Below are 20,149 nucleotides of genomic sequence, written 5' to 3' on the forward strand. Positions count from 1 at the left end.
GCGAAAGGGCCGCCCACCGAAGAGGTGAGCGGCCCTTTCGCTATCGCCGGATCAGCGGTTCTGTTTCACAAGTGGCGGTAGCCGCTTTGCGCAAACCGCCTTCGAAACAGCTCTTACAGACCGAGGTCGGCCTCGAAGGCGCCTTCTTCCAGACGCTGCTTGAGCGTGGCGAGGAAGCGGGCGGCGTCCGCGCCGTCGACCAGCCGGTGGTCGTAGGTCATCGCCAGGAAGACCATCGAGCGGATCGCGATGGTGTCGCCACCGTTCTCGTCGGCGACCACCACCGGGCGCTTCACCACCGCGCCGGTGCCGAGCATGCCCACCTGCGGCGGGTTCAGGATCGGCGTGTCGAACAACGCCCCGCGGCTACCGGTGTTGGTGATGGTGAAGGTGCCGCCGGAGAGCTCGTCCGGCTTGATCTTGTTGTTCCGGGTCCGCGCCGCCAGGTCGGCGATCTTGCGGGCCAGTCCACCGAGGTTGAGGTCCCCGGCGTCGTGGATCACCGGCGAGACCAGGCCGCGCTCGGTGTCCACCGCGATCGACAGGTGCTCGGCACCGTGGTAGGTGACCTGCTTGTTCTCGTCGTCGATCGAGGCGTTCAGCTTCGGGTGCAGCTTCAGCGCCTCGGCCGCGGCCTTGGCGAAGAACGGCAGGAACGACAGCTTGACGCCCTCGGCGGCCTCGAAGTTCGCCTTGGCGCGGTCCCGCAGCCGGGCGATGCGGGTCACGTCGACCTCGATCACCGTGGTCAGCTGCGCGGCGGTCTGCAGCGACTCGACCATCCGGCGGGCCAGCAGCTGGCGCAGGCGGGACATCTTCTGCGTCGTGCCGCGCAACGCCTTGGCCTCCGCCGACGGCTCCGAGACCGGGGCCGGAGCGGCCGGTGCCGCGGCGGCAGGGGCGGCTGCGGCGGCGGGCGCCGGGGCCTGCTTGGCGTCGATCGCGGCCTGCACGTCCTGCTTGCGGATCCGGCCGCCGACACCGCTGCCCTTGATCGCGGACAGGTCGATGCCGTGCTCGTTGGCCAGCTTCCGGACCAGCGGCGTCACGTACGGCGCGCCGGCGGCCGACGCCGGCTCGGCCGGAGCGGCCGGGGCCGGAGGCGCGGGCGGCGCGGCCGGAGCGGGAGCCGGGGGCGCCGGCGGGGCCGGGGGAGCGGCGGGAGCCGGAGCGGCCGGAGCCGGAGCGGCAGCGGCGGGAGCCGGCGGAGCGGGCGGTGCAGCCGGGGCCGGGGCCGCACCGGCGGCACCGATCACGGCGAGCTTGGCACCGACCTCGACCGTGTCGTCCTCATCGGCGGCGATCTCCAGCAGCGTGCCGGCCACCGGCGACGGGATCTCGGTGTCGACCTTGTCGGTGGAGACCTCCAGCAGCGGCTCGTCGACCTCGACGGTGTCGCCGACCTGCTTGAGCCACCGGGTCACGGTGCCTTCGGTGACGCTCTCGCCGAGCGCCGGCATGTTGACGTCCGTGCCCGTCGCGCCACCGGCCGGAGCCGGGGCGGCAGCGGGGGCGGCAGCGGGAGCCGGGGCCTCCGGCTGCGGCGGGGCGGGCTGCTCCGCGGCGGGTGCCGGGGCTGCCGGCTCGGCCGGGGCGGCCGGAGCGGGCGCCGCTGCTTCGCCGCTGTCGGCGATCACGGCGAGCTCGGCGCCGATCTCGACGGTGTCGTCTTCCTGGGCGACGATGCGCTGGAGCACGCCGGCGGCGGGCGACGGGATCTCGGTGTCGACCTTGTCGGTGGAGACTTCCAGGAGCGGCTCGTCGACCTCGACGGTCTCGCCCTCCTGCTTGAGCCACCGGGTGATCGTTCCCTCGGTGACGCTCTCGCCGAGTGCCGGCATCTGAACGGAGAAGGCCATCTGTTGCTGACTCCTCGTGGTGTGGCGGGGTGCTGGCTGACTGCGGAGCCGACGTCAGCCGTGCACGTGCAGCGGCTTGCCGGCCAGGGCGAGGTGCGCCTCGCCCAGGGCTTCGGTCTGAGTGGGGTGGGCGTGCACCAGGGGAGCGACGTCCTCCGGCAGTGCTTCCCAGTTGTAGATCAGCTGCGCCTCGCCGATGAGCTCACCGACGCGGTCGCCGACCAGGTGCAGGCCGACCACCGGGCCGTCCGTGGCGCGGACCAGCTTGACCGCGCCCTGGGTCTTGAGGATCTGGCTCTTGCCGTTGCCGGCCAGGTCGTAGGTGAACGTCTCGACCGAGCCGTACTGCTCCTTCGCCGCGGCCTCCGTCAGGCCCACCGAGGCGACCTCGGGGTGGCAGTAGGTCACCCGCGGGATGCCGGCCTCGTCGATCGGCTGCGGGTTGAGCCCCGCGATGTCCTCGGCGATGAAGATGCCCTGCTGGAAACCGCGGTGCGCCAGCTGCAGGCCGGGCACGATGTCGCCGACGGCGTAGACGCCCGGCAGGTTGGTGCGCAGCCGCTCGTCGGTGCGGACGAAGCCGCGCTCCATGTGCACGCCGACGGCGTCGAAGCCGTGGCCGGCGGTGTTCGGGCCGCGGCCGACCGCGACCAGCAGCACGTCGGCGTCGTAGGTCTCGCCGTTCTCCAGGCTCACCGAGACGCCGGCGGCGGTCGGGGTCGCGCCGGTGAACTTCACGCCGGTCTTGAACTTGATGCCGCGCTTGCGGAAGGCGCGCTCCAGGCGCTTGGAGACGAATTCGTCCTCGTTGGGCACCAGGTGCGGGAGGGCTTCGACGATGGTCACGTCGGCGCCGAAGGAGCGCCACACGCTGGCGAACTCGACGCCGATCACGCCGCCGCCGAGCACGACGACCTTCTCCGGGATGAAGTCGAGGTTCAGGGCCTGCTCGCTGGCGATGACCCTGCCGCCCAGTTCCAGACCCGGCAGCGACTTGGAGTAGGAGCCGGTGGCCAGGACCACGTTCTTGCCGGTGTACCGGGTGCCGTTGACCTCGACGGTCTTGGCGTCGACCAGCGTCCCGGCGCCCTCGACCAGGGTCACCTTGTGGGCCTTGGCCAGGCCCTGCAGGCCCTTGTACAGGCCGGCGACGACGCCGTCCTTGTACTTGTTGACGCCGTCGATGTCGATGCCTTCGAGGGCGGCGCGGACGCCGAACTGGTCGGCGTCGCGGGCGGAGTCGGCCACCTCGGCGGCGTGCAGCAGTGCCTTGGTCGGGATGCAGCCGCGGTGCAGGCACGTCCCACCGAGCTTGTCCTTTTCGATAAGGACGACGGACAGGCCTAGCTCGGCCGCGCGGAAGGCGCAGGCGTAGCCGCCCGAACCGCCGCCGAGAATGACCAGATCGGCGGACGTGTCGGTCACTTCGCACTCCTCGACAGGCATCGTTGACTAGCTGACGGCGTCGCCGGAACAGGACGTTCACGGGCGCCTGAGAGCCATCTTGTCACCACACGACGGGCGTACGCGACGTGGGCCGGGTGATCTGTGCTGCACTGCCGCGGATCACAACCGCGAGGTCGGCGCCGATCAACCGGGAGCGAACGCTTTTCACACACGCCCCATGTGGGCGGTGGCATCATCGGAAGCGTCTGCTGTTCCACATCCCCAGCGACGGGAGGCGAGTCCGGTGGGCCTGTTCGACCGGTTCCGCGGGAAGCGTTCCGGCAGGATGCGCGGTGCGAGCTCGGCGGACACCGAGCACCTGATCGGCTGGGCGGCGCAGCGCCGCGGCGTCGAGGGGTACCTGGAGCCGCGCACGACGGTGACCGAGACGACGCTGATGCTCATCGCGCACGACGGCGAGTGGACCCGGCGGCGGGTGGACGGCCCGGCGGCCGCGCACCGGCTGACCCGCAAGATCGGCATCCCGCTCTACGAGGTGGCCAAGGTCGGCTACCCGCAGCGGATGCGGGACTACCAGGCCCGCCAGCGCATCCTCCGCGACCGCGACCGCAAGGCCGCCGACGGCTAGAGCCGTTCGCAGCGGATCTTCGAAGCGGCGCAGCCGCTCGGCCCATCCCGGGCAACGTGCATCGCCACCCGCACCGCGATGCAGGGCGAGTCTGGGGCAGCTTCGAGCGTCAGTTCGCGATTCGGGTGGTCGGGGTGCAGTTGACCGGGAAGGTCACCGACTTCGCGATGTAGCAGAGCTCGTGGGCGCGTTCGTGCAGCGCTTCCGCCACGTCCACGCTCGCCCGGTCGGCCACCGTGACCTGGGGCGCGAGCCGCACCTCTTCGAACTGGCCGGAGCCGTCGGGGTTCTCGGCGAGGATCCCGCGCGCCTGGTCGTGGTAGCCGGTGACCACCACGCCGCAGTCCGCGGCCAGGTGCAGGAACCAGAGCATGTGGCACTGCGACAGCGATGCGACCAGCAGTTCTTCCGGGTTGTACCGGTCCGCGTCGCCGAGGAAGACCGGATCCGCGGATGCGTCGATGGCGTCCTTGCCGGCCGCGCGCACCTCGTGGGTGCGTTCGTAGCTGCGGTAGGAGCTGGTGCCCTGCCCGGTGTTGCCGGTCCACACCACGTCGACCTGGTAGCCGTGCCGGGCGGTGCGGGGCGCGGCCGGTTTCGATTCGGTCATCGACCCATCGTGACACCGCGGTACGGGGCAGTGGTGATCCTTTTGAGTTTCACGTCACAAATACGCCACCTCGGCGGAGTAGAACTACGCGCCGCGGGGCCGCGGGTCCGGCGGACCCACGACCCCGTCGGGACGCGTGCTCCGGTCAGCCCCGGTCGGCGATGTCGGCGAGGACCGCCGCCATGGTGCGGACCGGGACGCCCGTGCCGCCCTTGGGCGTGTAGCCCCACGGCGCGTTCGTGTTGTACGACGGTCCCGCGATGTCCAGGTGCGTCCACTGCACGCCGTCGGCGACGAACTCCTCGAGGAAGATGCCCGCGGCGAGCATGCCGCCCCAGCGGTGCCCGGTGATGTTCGCCAGGTCGGCGAGCTTGGAGTCCAGATCGCCGCGCAGCTCCTCCGGCAGCGGCATCGGCCAGCCGCCCTCGCCGACGGCCTGCGACAGCCGCGCCACCCGGTCCCGGAAGTCCTCGCTGCCCATCACGCCGGGCGTGCGCTTGCCCAGCGCCACCACCTGCGCGCCGGTCAGCGTGGACGTCTCGATCAGGTAGTCCGGCTCGTCCTCGCAGGCGCGCGTGATGGCGTCGACCAGGATCAGCCGGCCCTCGGCGTCGGTGTTGAGCACCTCGACGGTCTTGCCGCCGTACATGGTCAGCACGTCGCCCGGGCGGTACGCCGTGCCCGACGGCATGTTCTCGGCCATCGGCACGGTCGCGGTGATGTCCAGCGGGTAGTTGAGCCGGGCGGCCAGCAGCATGGTGGCGATCACCGCGGCGGCCCCGGACATGTCCGAGGTCATCTCCTCCATGTTCGCGGCGGGCTTCAGCGAGATGCCGCCGGTGTCGAAGGTGATGCCCTTGCCGATCAGCGCGACCTTCTTGGCGGCCTTCGGGCCCTTGTGCCGCAGCCGCACCAGGCGCGGTGGGCGGGAGGAACCGGCGCCGACGCCGAGGATGCCGCCGAAGCCCTGCTTGCGCAGCGCGCTGTCGTCGAGCACGTCGACCTCGAGGCCGGCGGAGCGCCCCAGCTCGGCGGCGCGCTCGGCGAAGGTCGCCGGGAACAGGTCGTTGGGCGGGGTGTTGATGAAGTCGCGGGCGGTGTTGACGGCCTCGCCGATCGCGGTGGCGCCCTTCAGCGCGTGCGCGTTCCCGTCCGCCTTGGCGTCGCCGACCAGGAAGTCCACCTTGGACACCGGGGCGTCGCCCGACTGCGACTTGTACGCGGTGTAGCCGTAGGCGCCCATCACCGTGCCCTGCACGGCGGCCGAGAGGTCCACAGCGGACAGCGTGGTGGCGGCGTGCTCGACGCCGCCGAGCGCGCGGGCCGCGGCGCCGGACGCCCGGCGCACCGCCTCGCCGGAAACCCCGCCGTTGGCCGCGGGCTTGCCCAGCCCGACCGCGACCAGGATGCCGGCGCGCAGCTTGCCGCCCGCGGGCAGCTTGACGACCTCGTCCGCCTTGCCGGTCGCGCCCAGCGAGACGAGGACCTTCGTCAGGTCTCCGTCGTACGCGGCGGCGACCTGATCGGTGCCGGGTGCGAGCCGCAGGCCGTCGGTGCCCTGGACGGTTCCGACGACGAGCGCGTCCGCGGTCAGCTTGGCCACCGCCGTGTCGGTGAGGGCGAGTTTCGGGGTCGTCACGTGGTCATCCTCCGGGTAACGCATCAACGCTGCGGTGTCAGCAAAGCTCTTCGCACTCTAGAACGCTCGGCAACCGGGAATCCGACCAGGACATCGGTCGGCGTTGCGGTGCGTTCGGGCACCCGGTCGTGACTACTCTCGCGTCAGCCGACAGGCGGCTGCACGCATCGGTGTTCGTCTGTAAGGGTGGTCCCGTGGCCCAACAGGTTGAATCGGCCGGTCGGCTCGCATCCGGTGCCGGTGCGGTCCCGCTCGCGCTCGGCGGGATGCTCGGCGCCGGGGTGTTCGTGGGACCGGCGCCCGCGGCCGCCGCGGCCGGGCCGTTGCTGCCGTTCGGGCTGCTGATCGCGCTGGCGGCCGTCGTGTGTTCGGCGTCGTCGACCGCGTACCAGTCCGAGGCCTACCGCGTGCCGGGCGCGACTTACGTGTGCGTGCGGGCCCGGATGGGTGTGGTGCCGTCGCGGGTCGGGGCCAGCGCGTACCTGGCCGGACAGGTCGCCGGGATGGCCGCGATCGCGCGGGTGCTGGGCGACTTCTTCCTGCCCTCGGCCGCGCCGCAGGCCGCCGCGGTGGCGCTGCTGCTGGTCGTGCTCTCGGCGACGGCGGGGCTGCGGATCCGGGGCGCGGCCGCCTGGATCTGGCTCGTGCTGACCGTCGCGGTGCTCGGACTCGTGGTGGTCACCTGCTTCGCGATCGAACCCGTGCCGCCGATCCCGGCCGGGCGCCCGCTGTCCGACAGCGCGGTGGGCATCACCGGTGCCGCCGCGGTGCTGTTCTTCGCGTTCCTCGGCTTCGAGCGGTTGACCGCGCCCGCCGCCGAGCAGGACCGGTTCGCCTGGTCGTCGATGAAGCGCGGCATCGTGATCTCGCTGGTCGCGCTCGTCGCGGTGCTGTCGGCGGTGACCGCTGCGCTGGTCCACCAGCTGGGCTGGTCGCGGTTGGCGTTGTCGCCGATGCCGATCCGCGAGGTGCTGACCGCCGCCGCGGCCGCCGATCTCGCGCCGTTAATCGGCGTCGGCGCGGCGGTGGCGCTGCTGCCGGTGCTGCTGGGCACGCTGGAGTCGTTCCGGGGGACGGCGTTGGCCCTCGTGCACGACCGAGACCTGCCGAGCCTCTTGGGACGCACCGGCAGCGCCGGAACGCCTTACGCGCTGGACTTGGCCGCCGGTGTCGCGGCTGCGGCGGTTGCGCTGCTGGTGGAGCCCATTCCGGCGATGGCGTTCGCGACCTGTTGCCTGCTCGTGCACTACGCCTTCGCGAACGCCGGTGCCCGGCTGCTGCTGGCGGACGGCGGGACCTGGCCGATGCGCGGCGCGTGCCTGGGGATGGGGCTCTCGGTCGTACTGGCTATGAGCATGCCGATTTCTGCGATGCTTGCGACGCTTGTTGTCGTTGTTGTCGGTCCTTTGGCGACGGGAGGTGTGTCCCGTCGCTGGAGATGAGGCGGGTCATGCTCAAGACGAGTGTTGCCAACATTCCCCTGAAATCCATCACCGAATCGCATAAGTGGGCCCCCGGCGACGAAGTCCACTACAACTTCTGGCGGCTGGACGGTTCGCTCGGCACCGTCCACCCGGCACGGGTGGTCGAGGACGACGGTGCCCACCTGCTCTGCTGGGTCCTGGACGGGACGCCGATCCGGGTCACCACCTCCCCGGACGGCCGCTCGCCGCGCCAGATGCCGTTGGCCGAGCGCTTCAACGGACCGCGGGTCCCGGCCAGGTCGACCTGGCGCGGCACTTCGACGCTGCGCCTGGTGTACGAGCACCGCTGGGCGTCGGTCTGGTGGTTCTTCGAGCCGGACGGCACCTTCCGCAACTGGTACGTCAACCTCGAAGTGCCGCTGGGCAGGGACGCCACCGGCGTCCGGCGCGTCGACGGCGTGCTCGACGTCGAGGTGTTCCCCGACGGGTGCTGGTCCTGGAAGGACGAACACGAGTTGGCCGACGCGCTGGCCGCCGGCCGGTTCGACGAACAGCACCTGGACCGCCTGCGGTCGGAGGGTGAGCACATGATCGCGTTGGCGGAGGCGGGCCGGTTCCCGTTCGACGGAACCTACTGCGACGCCACACCCGATCCGAAGTGGGCACTTCCGTCCCTCCCGGAGGGACTGCTGATCGCCTGATGCACCGGGGCCGGGTGCTTTCCGGGTCGTCCCGGAGGGCACCCGGCCCGCGGTGTCAGAGCGAGATGAACAGCAGGATGCCGATGACGGCGACCAGGGCGCCGGTCCCGCCGACCGAGCCGCCGCGCAGGTCCTTCGGGAAGAACGTCTTGTGCTTGTTGCGCCACCAGAAGGCCCAGCCGGCCGCTCCGGCGACGCCCAGGATCAAGCCGAAGATGTCGAGCCACGAGTAGCCGAGCATCACCAGCATGCCGCCGCCCAGCGGCAGCAGCGCCGCCAGGGTGGCGGCCAGCGCGTCTTGCGACGTCGTCGTCGGCCCCGCCGGGACCGGGGTGTTCTGGGCGTCCGTCATGGTCACATCATAGGCGTCGGCCGGTCCGGCTCCACCGCCTCGCGTCACGAACTGTGGCGTTCCTTCAGCGTTGAGTAAGCGGACGACGGATATTTGGACGACCAAGTTCCGTAGATCGGGTTTCCACTGCTCCAAGGCGCGCGATACGGTACGCGCATGACTGGAGCACTGTCGTTCACCCGGACCCCCAACCCGCAACCGGCCAGCGATGAGCGCCGCGCGGAAGTATTGGCGAATCCGGGATTCGGACGGTACTTCACCGACCACATGGTCACCATCAAGTGGTCCGGGGAACGCGGCTGGCACGACGCCGCCGTGGAGCCCTACCACTCGCTGCAGCTCGACCCGGCGACCTCGGTCCTGCACTACGCGCAGGCGATCTTCGAGGGGCTCAAGGCGTACCGCCAGCCCGACGGGTCGATCGCGGCGTTCCGCCCCGACGCGAACGCGCGCCGGTTCCAGCGTTCGGCGCAGCGGATCGCGATGGCCCAGCTGCCCGAGGAGCTGTTCGTCGAGTCGCTGCGCGAGCTGATCGCGGTGGACGGTGCCTGGGTGCCGAGCGCCGAGGAGAGCTCGCTCTACCTGCGGCCGTTCATGATCTCCACCGAGATCGGCCTCGGGGTCAACAACCCGGCCAACGCCTACCTCTACGCGGTGATCGCCTCCCCGGCCGGCTCGTACTTCGCCGGCGGCATCAAGCCGGTCACCGTGTGGTTGAGCCACGAGTACGTGCGCGCGGCCCCCGGCGGCACCGGTGCGGCGAAGTTCGCGGGCAACTACGCGGCGTCGTTCGCCGCGCAGGCCGAGGCCGTGGAGAAGGGCTGCGACCAGGTGGTGTGGCTCGACGCGTGCGAGCGGCACGTCGTCGAGGAAATGGGCGGCATGAACCTGTTCTTCGTGTTCGGTTCGGGTTCGGACGCCCGCCTGGTGACCCCGGCGCTCAGCGGCAGCCTGCTGCCCGGCGTGACCCGCTCGTCGCTGCTGGAGCTGGGCAAGGAGCTCGGCATGCAGGTGGAGGAGCGGAAGGTCACCGTCGAGGAGTGGGAGAAGAAGGCCGCGACCGGTGAGCTCACCGAGGTCTTCGCCTGCGGCACCGCCGCGGTGATCACCCCGGTCGGCCACGTCAAGCACCGCGACGGCGAGTTCACCGTCGCCGACGGTAAGCCGGGCGAGGTGACGATGAAGCTGCGCGAGCGCCTCACCGGCATCCAGCACGGCACGGTCGCCGACACCCACGGCTGGATGACCAAGCTCGGCTGACGACCCAGGTCCGCGGTTTCCATTGAGGTTTTTCCAACCTCGTCTTGGGTGGCGGTGCGGGTGGCGGAACCTCAGCGCCCGCCTGGACTGTGGGTGCCCCTCCTGATGTATGCCAATACACGGCGGAGGGGCCGTCCTCGCCAGGCGAACGCTGAGAACCCGCGGCGGTGCCGGTGTCGTAGGTGGGTTATGCGCCTGCGGCGCATGCGGCACCCCATCGACGTGCGGCTTTGCGGGCCGCGGCTGCGGGCCGACCAGGATGAAAATCGCTCAATTGAAATTGCGGGAGTTGTCCACAACCTTCGGCGTGTCGGGTGGCCGGCATGCCGAAGGTCCGCAATTTCCATTGAAATCGAATCTTCGATTTCAATGGAAATTGCGGTCAGGCCATGGCCGTGGTGGCGAGGACCGCCGTTGTCGCGAGGACTGTCGTTGTCGCGAGTTCGGAGGCGGCGCCTAGGACGTCTCCGGTGATTCCGCCGAAACGGCGCCGGGTGTGCCAGGTGAAGGCGAGCAGCAGGGCCGCGGCGAGCGCGACGGCGAGGGCCGCGTGCCAGCCGAAGCCGACGGCGGCCACCGCGAGCAGGGCGAGCCACCAGGCGGCGACGAGCCACGTCGGTTGGCTGCCCGCCACCAGCGCCCCCATGCCTTCCGGGCGCGCGGCAGGCACGCCGGTCCGGCAGCACAGCACGAATCCGGCGCGGCCGACCGCGCAGGCCAGGACGAGCGTCAGCGGCGCATTCGCCAGCTCCGCGAGGCTGGCCGCCTGGACGCCGAGCACGAGGATCAGCGCGACCACCGCGAACGGCCCGGCCCCGCCGTCGCGCATCACGGTGAGCGCGCGCTCCGGCGGCCCGTAGCAACCGAGACCGTCCACCGTGTCGGCCAGGCCGTCGACGTGCATGCCCCGCGTGACCAGCACCAGGACGCCGACGGTGAGCAGCCCGGCCAGCAGCGGGGGAGCGCCGAGCGCGGTCAGCGCCCAGAGCGCGGCGGCGCCGAAAGCGCCGACCAGCACGCCGACGAGCGGAGCGAAGGAGATCGCCTGACGGCAGGTGCGGTCGTCGACGCGCTGCGCGGGCACCGGCAGCACGCTCAGCCACGACACCGCCAGGCGCAGGCCGTCCAGCACCGTCACGCCGTCGGGCCGGTGGCCTCGGCCTCGGCCGGACCGACGACGCCGGCCTCGGCGAAGGTGGCCATTTCCCGCAGCACCCGCACCGCGGCGGTGACCACCGGCAGCGCGGTGAGCGCCCCGGAACCTTCGCCGAGCCGCATCTGCAGGTCGAGGATCGGGGTGAGATCGAGGTGGTCGAGCACCAGCGGCCCGCCCGGTTCGGCGGAGCGGTGCCCGGCGAGCCACCACTGCCGGGCGCCGGGCGCGAGCTCCTCGGCGACCAGCGCCGCCGCGCCCACCACGACCCCGTCCAGCAGCACCGGCGTGCGCCGCACCGCCGCCTGGGCGAGGAATCCGGCCAGCGCGGCGATGTCGGCGCCGCCGGAGGTCCGCAGCAGCGCCACCGGGTCGTGGAGCACCTTCCTGGCGCGGCGCAGCGCGTCGCGGATCGCGGCGGTCTTGCGCATCCAGGCGTTGTCGTCGATGCCGGTGCCGCGGCCGACGACCGCCACCGGCTCGGTCCCGGTGAGCGCGGAGATCAGCACCGCGGCCGGGGTGGTGTTGCCGATGCCCATGTCCCCGGCGATGAGCAGATCCGCGCCGGAATCGATCTCCTCGTCGGCGATGGTGCGCCCGGCGTTGATCGCGGCGTCCACCTCGGCGGCGGTGAGGGCGTCCTCCCGGTCGATCGAGCCCGACCCGCGCCGCACCTTGTGCGCGCTGACCACCGGAGGCGTGTCGGTGTTGACCGCCATGTCCACCACGCGCACCGTCGCGCCGGCCCCGGTGGCCAGCGCGTTGACCGCCGCGCCGCCGCTGAGGAAGTTGCCGACCATCTGGCCGGTCACGTCGCTGGGGTAGGCCGAGACGCCGTGCGCCGCGATGCCGTGGTCCCCGGCGAAGACGATCACGCGGGCGCGGGCGAACGGGCGCGGCGGGCAGGCGCCCTGCCGGGCCGCCACCCAGACGCCGAGTTCCTCCAATCGCCCCAGCGAGCCGGCGGGCTTGGTCAGCTGCTCGTGCCGGGCGACAGCCTGCCGGCGGGCCTGCTCGTCGGGCGCCGGTACCGCCGGGAACCCGATCGGGCCGGACTGGTTCTGGTCGTCGGTGGACAAGCGAAAACCTCCGTTGAATCAGCGCAGCCGGAGCGGGAGCCCGGCGACGAGCAGGACGACCTCGTCGCAAACCTCGGCCAGCCGGGCGTTGAGCGAGCCGAGTTCGTCCCGGAACAGCCTTCCAGACCTGGTGGCGGGAACGACCCCGAGGCCGACCTCGGCGGAAACGAGCACGACCTGCGCGGAACACCGGGCGACGGCCTCGACGAGCGCGGTGCAGTGCCCGGCCACGACGTCGCGCGCGGCCGGATCCCGATCCCACGCGCCGGCGTCGTCGAGCACCCCGGTCAACCAGGTGGCCAGGTCATCGACCAGCACCGTCGCCCCGGGGGATGCTCCGGTCAGCACGCGCAGCAGTGCATCGGCGTCCCCGGCCTCGACGGTCCGCCAGGTGTCGGGCCGGCGGGCGACGTGCGAGGCGATCCGCTCGGCCCACTCGAGGTCGTCCGGGTCCCGCCGGGCGGTGGCGACGTAGGTGACGGGCTCAGCGGCCGGCACCAATCCCTCGGCATGCGCGGACTTGCCGGACCGAGTCCCACCGAGCACCAGAGTGCGCACAGCCACCAGGAGAACCTCCGCGATCCGACGGACGCCCAGACGCTACCCGGCACCGGATGCGGAAGATCGGCTCACCTCGGCCGGTGTGACACCCGTCGCCGAAACGAGCCGTGAGTCCTTCGGGTTGCTACAGCAGCCCAAAAGACTCACGGCCCCGATGTGAAAGCGCCGGGATCAGGCGACCTTGGCGATGTCCTTGGGGGTGTAGCGGGGGCGGGGGACCCGGAGCTTGCGGATCTGCATGGCCCGGGTGAAGGCGTACCAGCCCAGGGAGAACGGGCGGTCCTTGGCGTCCGGGTACTTCGCGCGCACCCGCTTGTTCACGTAGCGGCCGAGCAGGGTGCCCTCGACGACCATCATCACCAGCAGCACCATGCAGAACAGCGTCGCGTACTGCTGGACCACCAGGTTCTGCGCCAGCGTGGTGGCGAACACGATCAGCACCAGCGGCATGAACAGGCCCATCAGGTGCCGCCGGGTGTCGACGAGGTCGCGGACGTACGCGCGCACCGGGCCCTTGTCGCGGGGCATCAGGTAGCGGTCGTCGCCCTGCATCATCCGCTCGCGGCGTTCCTTCGCCGCCTGGCGGCGCTCGTCCTTGTTGCCGCGCGCCCGCTTGACCGCCTCGCGCTGGGTCTTCGGCGGCGGCGGGACCGGGCCGCGCCGCTTGCCTTCCGCTTCCCGGCGCTTCGGCGTCGGCTTCCCCTTCTTGGGGGTGTGATTGGGGGCATGCTCCGCCGCAGCCGGACCGGTCTCGGTGTCGGACTCGGTGGTGGCGGTCTGCTCAGCGCTGTTACGGCGAAGGAACCTCACTCCAACAGGGTATTCGACGCCACTGCCGGGGCTGCAGCAGACCGGACACCTGCGGCGGAACAGACATCGGGTGGTCACATCACACCAGCTAGGCGGGTGGCTGTGCCACCATGGGCGGAGGAGACAAGACACAGCTCCCCCGGGCGGCGCCCGTGGGAATAGCCCGAGCCCGGGTGAGGTTGCACCTCACGCCGGAATCGGATGAGCGAGACCTCTAGGGAGAGTCCATGACCGCCCCGAACACCACGACCGAGAGCGAGGCGCCCGCCCACGGTGTCACGTTGACCGACTCGGCTGCTCACAAGGCCAAGGCCCTGCTGGAGCAGGAGGGCCGCGACGACATGCACTTGCGCATCGCCGTGCAGCCCGGCGGTTGCGCGGGCCTGCGTTACCAGCTCTTCTTCGACGAGCGGAGCCTCGACGGCGACGTCCGGCGCGACTTCGAGGGCCTGGGCGTGGTCGTCGACCGGATGAGCGCTCCCTACCTGCAGGGCGCGGTGATCGACTTCGTCGACTCGATCGAGAAGCAGGGCTTCACCATCGACAACCCGAACGCCGGCGGATCGTGCGCCTGCGGCGACTCGTTCCACTGATCGAGCAAGCCGATCTGGCATGAGGCCGGTGCCCACGGGCGCCGGCCTTCTTGCTGTCCGGGCTCAGGCCGGCGGCGCGCCCACCCGCAGCCGGTTGCCGTCGGGATCGCGCAGTTCGATCTCGCGCCCCCAGTCGGCGTGCTCGACCTGGACGCCGAACGCCTCCGCGATGGCGTCCAGGTCGCGGACGCGGAGGTACACCAGCGTGTCGGGGCGGGCGTCGCCCTCGTGCTCGGACAGGAACAGCTTCAACGCGCCGCGGGCCACTTCGACGAAGGCGGGCAGCCCGGGTTCGAAGCGGTGTTCCCACTGCGCGGCGAAGCCCAGCCGCTCGTACCAGGCGACCGCGGCGGCGGCATCCGCGACGCGGAGGATCGGGATGACTTCCTCGTTCATGCCGCCATCGTCCCAGCCGGTCACGCGGGATCGGGCAGGCCCGCGATGTAGGCCGTGATGGCGTCCCGGAACGCTTCGGCGTTGACCGCCGCCGCATCGACGGCGCGGACCGCGGTGCGCAGGGCCGGGTACTCGTCGCCGGGCGGTTGGTCGAAGCCGGGGGAGAACGGCGCGAGGATCGAGCCGAGGACCACGTAGTCGATGCCGAAGGCCACGCGCAGCGCGGCCGCGTGGGTCCAGCCCACGGCGGTGAGCATCTCGATCAGCGGCGGCGGTGTTCGTCGTGGTGTGCTCGCTGGTCAACATGCTCGGCGTCGACGTGCTGCGCCGCGCGCTGGCGGTCGGCGTCGTCGCCGAGGCCATCGCGTCGGTGCTGGTCGGCATCGCGCTGCTGCTGGCGTTCCGGTCGCACCCGTGGTCGATCCTCACCGCCGGGTTCGGCACCGAAGAGCTGTTCGGCGGGTCGGGCTTCGCCGCGTTCGTCGCGGCGCTGGCCGTCGGCGGCTGGGCGTTCATCGGGTTCGACGCGTGCGTGTCGACCTCGGAGGAAACCCGCAACGCGACCCGGCACGTGCCGCGCGCGATCTGGATCGCGCTGCTGAGCGTGGGCGGGCTGGTCATCCTCAACGCCTTCGCGGTCGTGCTCGCGCATCCCGACCCCGCGAGCGTCGTGGCCGGCGCCGACCTGGACCCGGTGACCACCGCCGTCGTCGCCTCCTTCGGCGACTGGACCGCGAAACCGTTCGTGCTCGTGGTGCTGATCGCGTTCCTGGCCTGCGGCATGGCGGCGCAGGGCGCGACGGCGCGGGCGCTGTACTCCGTCGCGCGCGACGGAGTGCTGCCGATGTCGAACTTCCTGCGGAAGGTCAGCCGGAACCAGGCGCCGGTCGGCGGCGCGGTCGCGGTGACCGTGGTGGCCTGCGTGGGCCTGCTGCTGGCGCTCAACAGCGCCGCCATCGGCAGCGTCATCACCTTCGGCACCTCCGCCTTCTACCTGACGTTCCTGATGGTCGCCGCCGCCGCGCTGGTGGCTCGGTTGCGCGGGACCTGGGTGCCGGGCGGGCGCATCCGGATGGGCAGGCTGGGCACCGCGCTGAACTTCGGCGCGGTGATCTGGCTGGCGTTCGAGTTCGTCAACATCACCTGGCCGCGCGAGCTGCTCGCGCCGCCGGGCGCGCCGTGGTACCAGGTTTGGGCCGCGCCGCTGGGCACCGCGTTGATCATCCTCATCGGACTGGTCTACTTCGCGGTCGCCAAGCCGCGCGACCGGGTCGTCGTCAGCAGTGCTTTCGCGGATCGGAGTGCATCTTGACCATCGCGGACCTCGTCATCACCGGTGCCCGAGTGGCCACGATGGACGGAACGCGGGCGAGCGCCGTCGCGGTGCGGGACGGCCGCATCCGCGCCGTCGGCGACGACGTCACCGACCACATCGGACGGCGCACGCAGGTGATCGACGGAACCGGGCGGACCGTGACGCCAGGGCTCGTCGACTCCCACCAGCACCCGGTGCACGGCGTCGCCGACATGCGCGGCCTCGACCTGACCGGCGTGGTGGATCTGGCCGAGCTGCAGGCGAAACTCCGCGCGGAGAGCGCCCGGCTCGGCGGCGGCGAATGGCTGATCGGATACGGCCTGGAGTACAACGCCTTCGTCCCGGACTGGCTGCACCGCAGGCACATCGACGATGCGGTCGGCGACCACCCGGCGATGCTCACGCTGATCGACGCGCACACCGCGCTGATGAACACCAACGGCCTGCAGCGGGCCGGGATCACCGGCGCGGTGGAGTTCGCCGACCCATCGCGGCCTTCGACCCGCGGGTGATCATGGCGGGCGCCCGGCTGCGCCGCCCGGTCGCCGAGCCGGGCCGGGCGCCCGTGCTGCCCGGCCAGGCGCTTTCCGCGCAGCAGGTGCTCGCCGGGTACACCACCGAGGCGGCCTACGGCGCCGGGGAGGAGGACGCGGCCGGGCGCGTCCGGGTGGGCATGCGGGCGGACCTGGCCGTCTTCGACGGCGACCCGCTCACCTGCGCCCCGGACGAGCTGCCGGATCTCGGGGTGGCCTGCACCATCGTCGGCGGCCGCATCGTGCACGAGGCGCTGTGACCCTCCCGCTAGTACGGGGCCGTGAGTCTTTTTGGCTGCCATAGCAGCTAAAAAGACTCACGGCCCCGTTGCCGACTGAGCGGACAGCCGTGCGGGAGCTGGTCAGCGGGTGACGACCCGGACGACCTCGCCGCCGAGGACCACCTCGTCGCCCTCGACCAGCTGCTTGCCGCGGCGGGTCTCGACCGCGCCGTTGACCTCGACCTGGCCGTCCTCCAGCAGCTCCTTCGCCTCCGCTCCGTGCTCGACGAGGCCCGCCAGCTTCAACAGCTGTCCGAGCCGGATCATGTCGTCCCGGATCTCCACTTCGCGCATGCCGCCATTGTCCGCCGCGTGCCCGGTGCGCGGCCGGGCCGGGCACGGCGCTGCGCTCGGTGCACGGGTGGTCACCCGGTGCTGCCGATTCGCCGACGGGCGGTGTTTTGGCTGGTCGGGTGTCGTGAGCGTTTTGGGGCGTTATAGCACTCCAAAACGCTCACGAGCGATCACCTGCGGAAACGATGCTCCCCTCGCGTTGCATTGACCGGGCTGGATCCGATGTGTGTCCACATTGGATTTGTGGAGATCTGTTGCAATAATTTGCAAGGGTTTGAGCAGGTGAATGCTGGTGCAGATGGTGTATTGACTTAACATCTGCAAGAAAATGTGATCGTAGGCGACCCACTCGACGCAGAGGAGGTTGTCATGCGAATGCCGTTGTTGCTGCTGGCCGCGGTGCTCGGCGGCACGGCCCTGGCGCCCGCCGCGGCAGGCCTGCCGGCGGAGCCCGCCGCCGCGCCGGTGCGCGGTCCGATCATCCAGATGTTCCAGTGGCCGTGGGATTCCATCGCGCAGGAGTGCACGAGTTTCCTGGGGCCCAAGGGATTCGGCGCGGTGCAGGTCTCGCCGCCGCAGGAGCACGTCGTGCTCGCCGACGCGGGCCACCCCTGGTACCAGGACTACCAGCCGGTGAGCTACCAGCTGCAATCCCGGCGCGGCAACCGGGAGCAGTTCGCCGCGATGGTGCAGACCTGCAACGCCGCGGGCGTGCAGATCTACGCCGATGCCGTGGTCAACCACATGAGCGGCACCGGATCGGCCGGCAGCGGGCCGGGCAGCGGCGGCTCGTCCTACTCGAAGTACGACTACCCGGGCGTCTACTCGGACGCCGACTTCCACGGCTGCCGCCGGGACATCGCCAACTACAACGACAAGTGGGAGGTGCGCAACTGCGAGCTCGTCGGGCTGGCCGACCTCGCGACCGAGTCCGAATACGTGCGCAACACCGAGATCGCCTACCTCAACGACCTGGTGGGCCTGGGCGTTTCCGGGTTCCGGGTGGACGGCGTCAAGCACATGCCGCCGGAGGACGTCGGCGCGATCTTCGGGGCGCTGCAGAACGTGCCGGGGACGGGCGCCAGGCCGTACGTCTTCCAGGAGGTGATCGCGGACGGCACGACGACGGCGGGGGAGTACGCCGGCAACGGCGACGTCACCGAGTTCGCCTACTACGGCACGGTCGCCAACGCCTTCAAGAACGGTTCGCTGGCGGGGCTGGCGAACCTGCCGGACCAGATGCCGTTGCCGAGCGAGCAGGCCGTGGTCTTCATCGACAACCACGACACGCAGCGAAGCTCGCCGACGCTGACCTACAAGGACGGCGTCACCTACGACCTGGCCGTCGCGTTCGAGCTGGCCTATCCGTACGGGACGCCGCAGCTGATCTCCAGCTTCGCCTTCGACACCCCCGACGCCGGCCCGCCCGCCGCCGCGGACGGCACGACCGAGGCCGCGAGCTGTGACAACTCGGCGTGGGTGTGCGAGCACCGGCGCGTCATCATCGCGGGGATGGCCGGGTTCCACGCCGCGGTGCAGGGCGAGGAGCTCACCGGCTGGTGGGACAACGGCAACGGGCAGATCGCGTTCGGGCGCGGGGACGCCGGGTTCGTCGTGATCAACCGGGAAGGCGGCGAGCTGTCGCAGACCTTCCAGACGTCGCTGCCGGCGGGGACCTACTGCAACGTGATGACCGGCGAGCTCTCCGGCGGGTCGTGCACCGGCGATGCGGTGGAGATCGGCGGGGACGGCAAGTTCACCGCCACCGTCGCCGCCGACTCCGGTGTCGCGTTGCACGCGGGCGCGAAGCTCGGCTGATCTTCCCGAAACCCTGGCGCGGACCTGGCCGATCTATCCACAGTGGATGCGGGGCGCCTGCGAAGGCGCCCCGCGTTCGTCACTCCGACGGGCGCCGGGCGGTCCGGCCGGCGGTCAGCGGGCCTCGACGTCCCGGAAACCCGCCTGGCGCAACCACTCCCAGAGCTCCGGGACGGTGAAGGATGGCCGTCGCGGACGACGGACGACCACCAGCGTGCCGTGTCAACGGATTCTCAGCGAGCCAGGTCGTTCTCGCTGAACCTCGCGTAGCGGATCGTCTGGTTCGCGTCGCCGGAGCTCGGCGAGCCCGCCTCGTAGAGCAGGCCGGCCCAGCCACCGCCCAGGTTGATCAGGTCCGAGTAGGCCGACCAGGTCGCGTCCACGACCGTGCCCAGCTCCTGCCAGGTCGCGCCCTCGTCCGACGACGTGCGGATGCGCATCGTGTGGCGGCGGTGGTCCATGTCCGGATTCGTGTTGTACGGCCCGGAGAAGAGGATCAGGTTGCGCGGGTCGCCCGCCGTCGTCGCGCGCAGGCGCACCACCGAGCCCTGCACGACCGGGCCCTTCAGCTGCGGCACGACCTCGAACGGCGCGCGGAACGTCGCCCCGCCGTCCGCGCTGACCGCGTGCGCCCGGTTGCCCTCGGCGATCGTCGTCCCGGAGTTGTCCTGGTTGCGAGCCGCCGCGTAGATCTCGGCGTCGACCGTTTCCAGCAGGCTCAGCTCCTGCGGCTTGATGGCCTTGCCGGTCCGGTCGTCCAGCGCGCCGAGCCGCCAGTTCGTCCCGCCGTCGTCGCTGTAGACGATCCCGGCGCCCTTCACGCCGCCCTCGCCCTCGAAGTTGATGCCCGCCACCATGCGGTTCACGTGCTCGCCCCGGGTCATCTGCAGGCCGTGGCCCGGACCGGTGGCGTACCAGGTGTTCCACTCCGGCTTCGTCAGCTGCGGCTGGGCCACCGGCCTCGTCCACTGAGTACCCAGCGGATTCGTGCTGTGCTGCAGGAACGGCGTCCGGGTGCAGCCGTTGCCGTTGCACTGCGGGCCCGGGTTGTGCGTCGTCAGCAACGAGATCCGGCCGGTGGCGCGGTCCACGATCGGCACCGGATTGCCGCGGGTGTCGCCCGCGCCGTCGGTGACCGGCTCCAGCGGCCGCCACGTCTTCCCGTCGTCCGTCGAGCGCTTGAGCACCACGTCGATGTCGCCGGTGTCGTCGCAGTTGTTGTGGCGGCCTTCCGCGAACGCCAGCAGCGTGCTCCGGTCCTGCGTGCGCACCATGGCCGGGATGCGGAAGCAGTTGTAGCCGCCCTCGCCCTTCGTGAAGATCGTCTTCCCGGCGATCGCCAGGGGCTCGCTGGTCGCGGTCGTCTGGGCGGCGCCCAGCAGCAGCAGCGCGGCCCCGGCAGCCGCGAGCTTCGTCATCCGGCGCATGCGCGTCCT

At 71.3% G+C, this 20,149-nt stretch carries 22 protein-coding genes; 9 read left to right on the plus strand and 13 right to left on the minus strand.

Going from position 1 to position 20,149, the window contains the following annotated elements; genetic code table 11:
- Positions 1-113: 113 nt before the first annotated feature.
- Both sucB and lpdA read right to left on the minus strand, forming a co-directional pair.
- On the minus strand, positions 114-1,859 hold the full coding sequence (gene sucB / locus AC07EQ_RS07410) for a 2-oxoglutarate dehydrogenase, E2 component, dihydrolipoamide succinyltransferase (protein WP_478387115.1): 1,746 nt from the start codon (positions 1,857-1,859) through the stop codon (positions 114-116).
- 54 nt (positions 1,860-1,913) lie between these two features.
- The gene (gene lpdA / locus AC07EQ_RS07415; protein WP_478387117.1) at positions 1,914-3,284 is read right to left on the minus strand and encodes a dihydrolipoyl dehydrogenase; all 1,371 of its coding nucleotides are present in this window, start codon (positions 3,282-3,284) and stop codon (positions 1,914-1,916) included.
- 265 nt (positions 3,285-3,549) lie between these two features.
- Here lpdA and AC07EQ_RS07420 point away from each other — a divergent pair, with 265 nt between their 5' ends.
- Positions 3,550-3,894 (plus strand): oxidoreductase, encoded by a 345-nt coding sequence (locus AC07EQ_RS07420; protein ID WP_478387119.1) that lies wholly within the window; start codon positions 3,550-3,552, stop codon positions 3,892-3,894.
- A gap of 109 nt (positions 3,895-4,003) precedes the next feature.
- On the opposite strand, the gene AC07EQ_RS07425 is transcribed toward AC07EQ_RS07420, so the two are convergent.
- Positions 4,004-4,504 carry an OsmC family protein gene (locus tag AC07EQ_RS07425; RefSeq protein ID WP_478387121.1) on the minus strand — a complete coding sequence of 167 codons (501 nt, stop codon included), beginning with the start codon at positions 4,502-4,504 and terminating at the stop codon, positions 4,004-4,006.
- 145 nt (positions 4,505-4,649) lie between these two features.
- Entirely contained in the window at positions 4,650-6,143 is a 1,494-nt protein-coding gene (locus AC07EQ_RS07430) for a leucyl aminopeptidase (RefSeq protein WP_478387123.1), read from the minus strand.
- 194 nt (positions 6,144-6,337) lie between these two features.
- Here AC07EQ_RS07430 and AC07EQ_RS07435 point away from each other — a divergent pair, with 194 nt between their 5' ends.
- Both AC07EQ_RS07435 and AC07EQ_RS07440 read left to right on the plus strand, forming a co-directional pair.
- Complete coding sequence (locus AC07EQ_RS07435) at positions 6,338-7,585, plus strand: APC family permease (RefSeq protein WP_478387125.1); 1,248 nt, start codon at positions 6,338-6,340, stop codon at positions 7,583-7,585.
- Between the two features lie 8 nt (positions 7,586-7,593).
- Entirely contained in the window at positions 7,594-8,268 is a 675-nt protein-coding gene (locus AC07EQ_RS07440; RefSeq protein WP_478387127.1) for a ribonuclease FAU-1 family protein, read from the plus strand.
- Between the two features lie 55 nt (positions 8,269-8,323).
- Here AC07EQ_RS07440 and AC07EQ_RS07445 read toward each other — a convergent pair whose 3' ends face one another.
- Complete coding sequence (locus AC07EQ_RS07445; protein ID WP_478387129.1) at positions 8,324-8,620, minus strand: hypothetical protein; 297 nt, start codon at positions 8,618-8,620, stop codon at positions 8,324-8,326.
- 156 nt (positions 8,621-8,776) lie between these two features.
- Here AC07EQ_RS07445 and AC07EQ_RS07450 point away from each other — a divergent pair, with 156 nt between their 5' ends.
- A complete protein-coding gene (locus AC07EQ_RS07450) occupies positions 8,777-9,880 on the plus strand; it encodes a branched-chain amino acid aminotransferase (protein ID WP_478387131.1) in 1,104 nt (367 codons plus the stop codon).
- A 382-nt stretch (positions 9,881-10,262) separates the two neighbouring features.
- On the opposite strand, the gene cobS is transcribed toward AC07EQ_RS07450, so the two are convergent.
- The 4 genes from cobS to AC07EQ_RS07470 all read right to left on the minus strand — a co-directional run bounded on the left by cobS (position 10,263) and on the right by AC07EQ_RS07470 (position 13,483).
- The gene (cobS, locus tag AC07EQ_RS07455) at positions 10,263-11,018 is read right to left on the minus strand and encodes an adenosylcobinamide-GDP ribazoletransferase (protein WP_478387133.1); all 756 of its coding nucleotides are present in this window, start codon (positions 11,016-11,018) and stop codon (positions 10,263-10,265) included.
- Positions 11,015-12,112, minus strand: coding sequence for a nicotinate-nucleotide--dimethylbenzimidazole phosphoribosyltransferase (gene cobT, locus AC07EQ_RS07460; RefSeq protein WP_478387135.1), 1,098 nt, complete (start codon positions 12,110-12,112; stop codon positions 11,015-11,017). The genes cobS and cobT overlap by 4 nt, the downstream gene beginning before the upstream one ends.
- 18 nt (positions 12,113-12,130) lie before the next feature.
- Complete coding sequence (gene cobU, locus AC07EQ_RS07465; RefSeq protein ID WP_478387137.1) at positions 12,131-12,676, minus strand: bifunctional adenosylcobinamide kinase/adenosylcobinamide-phosphate guanylyltransferase; 546 nt, start codon at positions 12,674-12,676, stop codon at positions 12,131-12,133.
- A gap of 168 nt (positions 12,677-12,844) precedes the next feature.
- Positions 12,845-13,483 carry a DUF3043 domain-containing protein gene (locus AC07EQ_RS07470; protein WP_478387139.1) on the minus strand — a complete coding sequence of 213 codons (639 nt, stop codon included), beginning with the start codon at positions 13,481-13,483 and terminating at the stop codon, positions 12,845-12,847.
- Between the two features lie 227 nt (positions 13,484-13,710).
- Between AC07EQ_RS07470 and AC07EQ_RS07475 the strand changes: the two genes are divergently transcribed.
- Complete coding sequence (locus AC07EQ_RS07475; RefSeq protein WP_093277650.1) at positions 13,711-14,076, plus strand: HesB/IscA family protein; 366 nt, start codon at positions 13,711-13,713, stop codon at positions 14,074-14,076.
- A gap of 63 nt (positions 14,077-14,139) precedes the next feature.
- On the opposite strand, the gene AC07EQ_RS07480 is transcribed toward AC07EQ_RS07475, so the two are convergent.
- Positions 14,140-14,472, minus strand: a complete 333-nt coding sequence (locus AC07EQ_RS07480; protein ID WP_478387141.1) for a glyoxalase superfamily protein — start codon at positions 14,470-14,472, stop codon at positions 14,140-14,142.
- Positions 14,473-14,492: 20 nt separating this feature from the next.
- Positions 14,493-14,729, minus strand: a complete 237-nt coding sequence (locus tag AC07EQ_RS07485; RefSeq protein ID WP_478387143.1) for a hypothetical protein — start codon at positions 14,727-14,729, stop codon at positions 14,493-14,495.
- Between the two features lie 17 nt (positions 14,730-14,746).
- Between AC07EQ_RS07485 and AC07EQ_RS07490 the strand changes: the two genes are divergently transcribed.
- The 3 genes from AC07EQ_RS07490 to AC07EQ_RS07500 are packed head-to-tail and all read left to right on the plus strand — an operon-like array spanning position 14,747 to position 16,580.
- The gene (locus tag AC07EQ_RS07490) at positions 14,747-15,784 is read left to right on the plus strand and encodes an APC family permease (protein WP_478387145.1); all 1,038 of its coding nucleotides are present in this window, start codon (positions 14,747-14,749) and stop codon (positions 15,782-15,784) included.
- Complete coding sequence (locus AC07EQ_RS07495; RefSeq protein WP_478387147.1) at positions 15,781-16,299, plus strand: amidohydrolase family protein; 519 nt, start codon at positions 15,781-15,783, stop codon at positions 16,297-16,299. The genes AC07EQ_RS07490 and AC07EQ_RS07495 overlap by 4 nt, the downstream gene beginning before the upstream one ends.
- On the plus strand, positions 16,275-16,580 hold the full coding sequence (locus AC07EQ_RS07500; RefSeq protein ID WP_478387448.1) for an amidohydrolase family protein: 306 nt from the start codon (positions 16,275-16,277) through the stop codon (positions 16,578-16,580). The genes AC07EQ_RS07495 and AC07EQ_RS07500 overlap by 25 nt, the downstream gene beginning before the upstream one ends.
- Positions 16,581-16,682: 102 nt before the next feature.
- On the opposite strand, the gene AC07EQ_RS07505 is transcribed toward AC07EQ_RS07500, so the two are convergent.
- Complete coding sequence (locus tag AC07EQ_RS07505) at positions 16,683-16,895, minus strand: RNA-binding S4 domain-containing protein (RefSeq protein ID WP_132482729.1); 213 nt, start codon at positions 16,893-16,895, stop codon at positions 16,683-16,685.
- Between the two features lie 369 nt (positions 16,896-17,264).
- Here AC07EQ_RS07505 and AC07EQ_RS07510 point away from each other — a divergent pair, with 369 nt between their 5' ends.
- Positions 17,265-18,713 (plus strand): alpha-amylase, encoded by a 1,449-nt coding sequence (locus AC07EQ_RS07510; RefSeq protein ID WP_478387149.1) that lies wholly within the window; start codon positions 17,265-17,267, stop codon positions 18,711-18,713.
- Between the two features lie 233 nt (positions 18,714-18,946).
- Here the strand turns inward: AC07EQ_RS07510 and AC07EQ_RS07515 are convergent, their stop codons facing one another.
- A complete protein-coding gene (locus AC07EQ_RS07515) occupies positions 18,947-20,131 on the minus strand; it encodes a sialidase family protein (protein WP_478387151.1) in 1,185 nt (394 codons plus the stop codon).
- Positions 20,132-20,149: the final 18 nt, after the last annotated feature.

Source organism: Saccharopolyspora sp. NPDC045839 (assembly GCF_056431645.1).

Coding starts and splice junctions, on each gene's coding strand:
- AC07EQ_RS07440 (WP_478387127.1), top strand. CDS start 7,594: ATGCTCAAGACGAGTGTTGCCAACATTCCCCTGAAATCCATCACCGAA.
- AC07EQ_RS07445 (WP_478387129.1), bottom strand. CDS start 8,620: ATGACGGACGCCCAGAACACCCCGGTCCCGGCGGGGCCGACGACGACG.
- AC07EQ_RS07485 (WP_478387143.1), bottom strand. CDS start 14,729: ATGCTCACCGCCGTGGGCTGGACCCACGCGGCCGCGCTGCGCGTGGCC.
- AC07EQ_RS07450 (WP_478387131.1), top strand. CDS start 8,777: ATGACTGGAGCACTGTCGTTCACCCGGACCCCCAACCCGCAACCGGCC.
- AC07EQ_RS07515 (WP_478387151.1), bottom strand. CDS start 20,131: ATGACGAAGCTCGCGGCTGCCGGGGCCGCGCTGCTGCTGCTGGGCGCC.
- sucB (WP_478387115.1), bottom strand. CDS start 1,859: ATGGCCTTCTCCGTTCAGATGCCGGCACTCGGCGAGAGCGTCACCGAG.
- AC07EQ_RS07425 (WP_478387121.1), bottom strand. CDS start 4,504: ATGACCGAATCGAAACCGGCCGCGCCCCGCACCGCCCGGCACGGCTAC.
- AC07EQ_RS07510 (WP_478387149.1), top strand. CDS start 17,265: ATGCGAATGCCGTTGTTGCTGCTGGCCGCGGTGCTCGGCGGCACGGCC.
- AC07EQ_RS07475 (WP_093277650.1), top strand. CDS start 13,711: ATGACCGCCCCGAACACCACGACCGAGAGCGAGGCGCCCGCCCACGGT.
- AC07EQ_RS07505 (WP_132482729.1), bottom strand. CDS start 16,895: ATGCGCGAAGTGGAGATCCGGGACGACATGATCCGGCTCGGACAGCTG.
- AC07EQ_RS07480 (WP_478387141.1), bottom strand. CDS start 14,472: ATGAACGAGGAAGTCATCCCGATCCTCCGCGTCGCGGATGCCGCCGCC.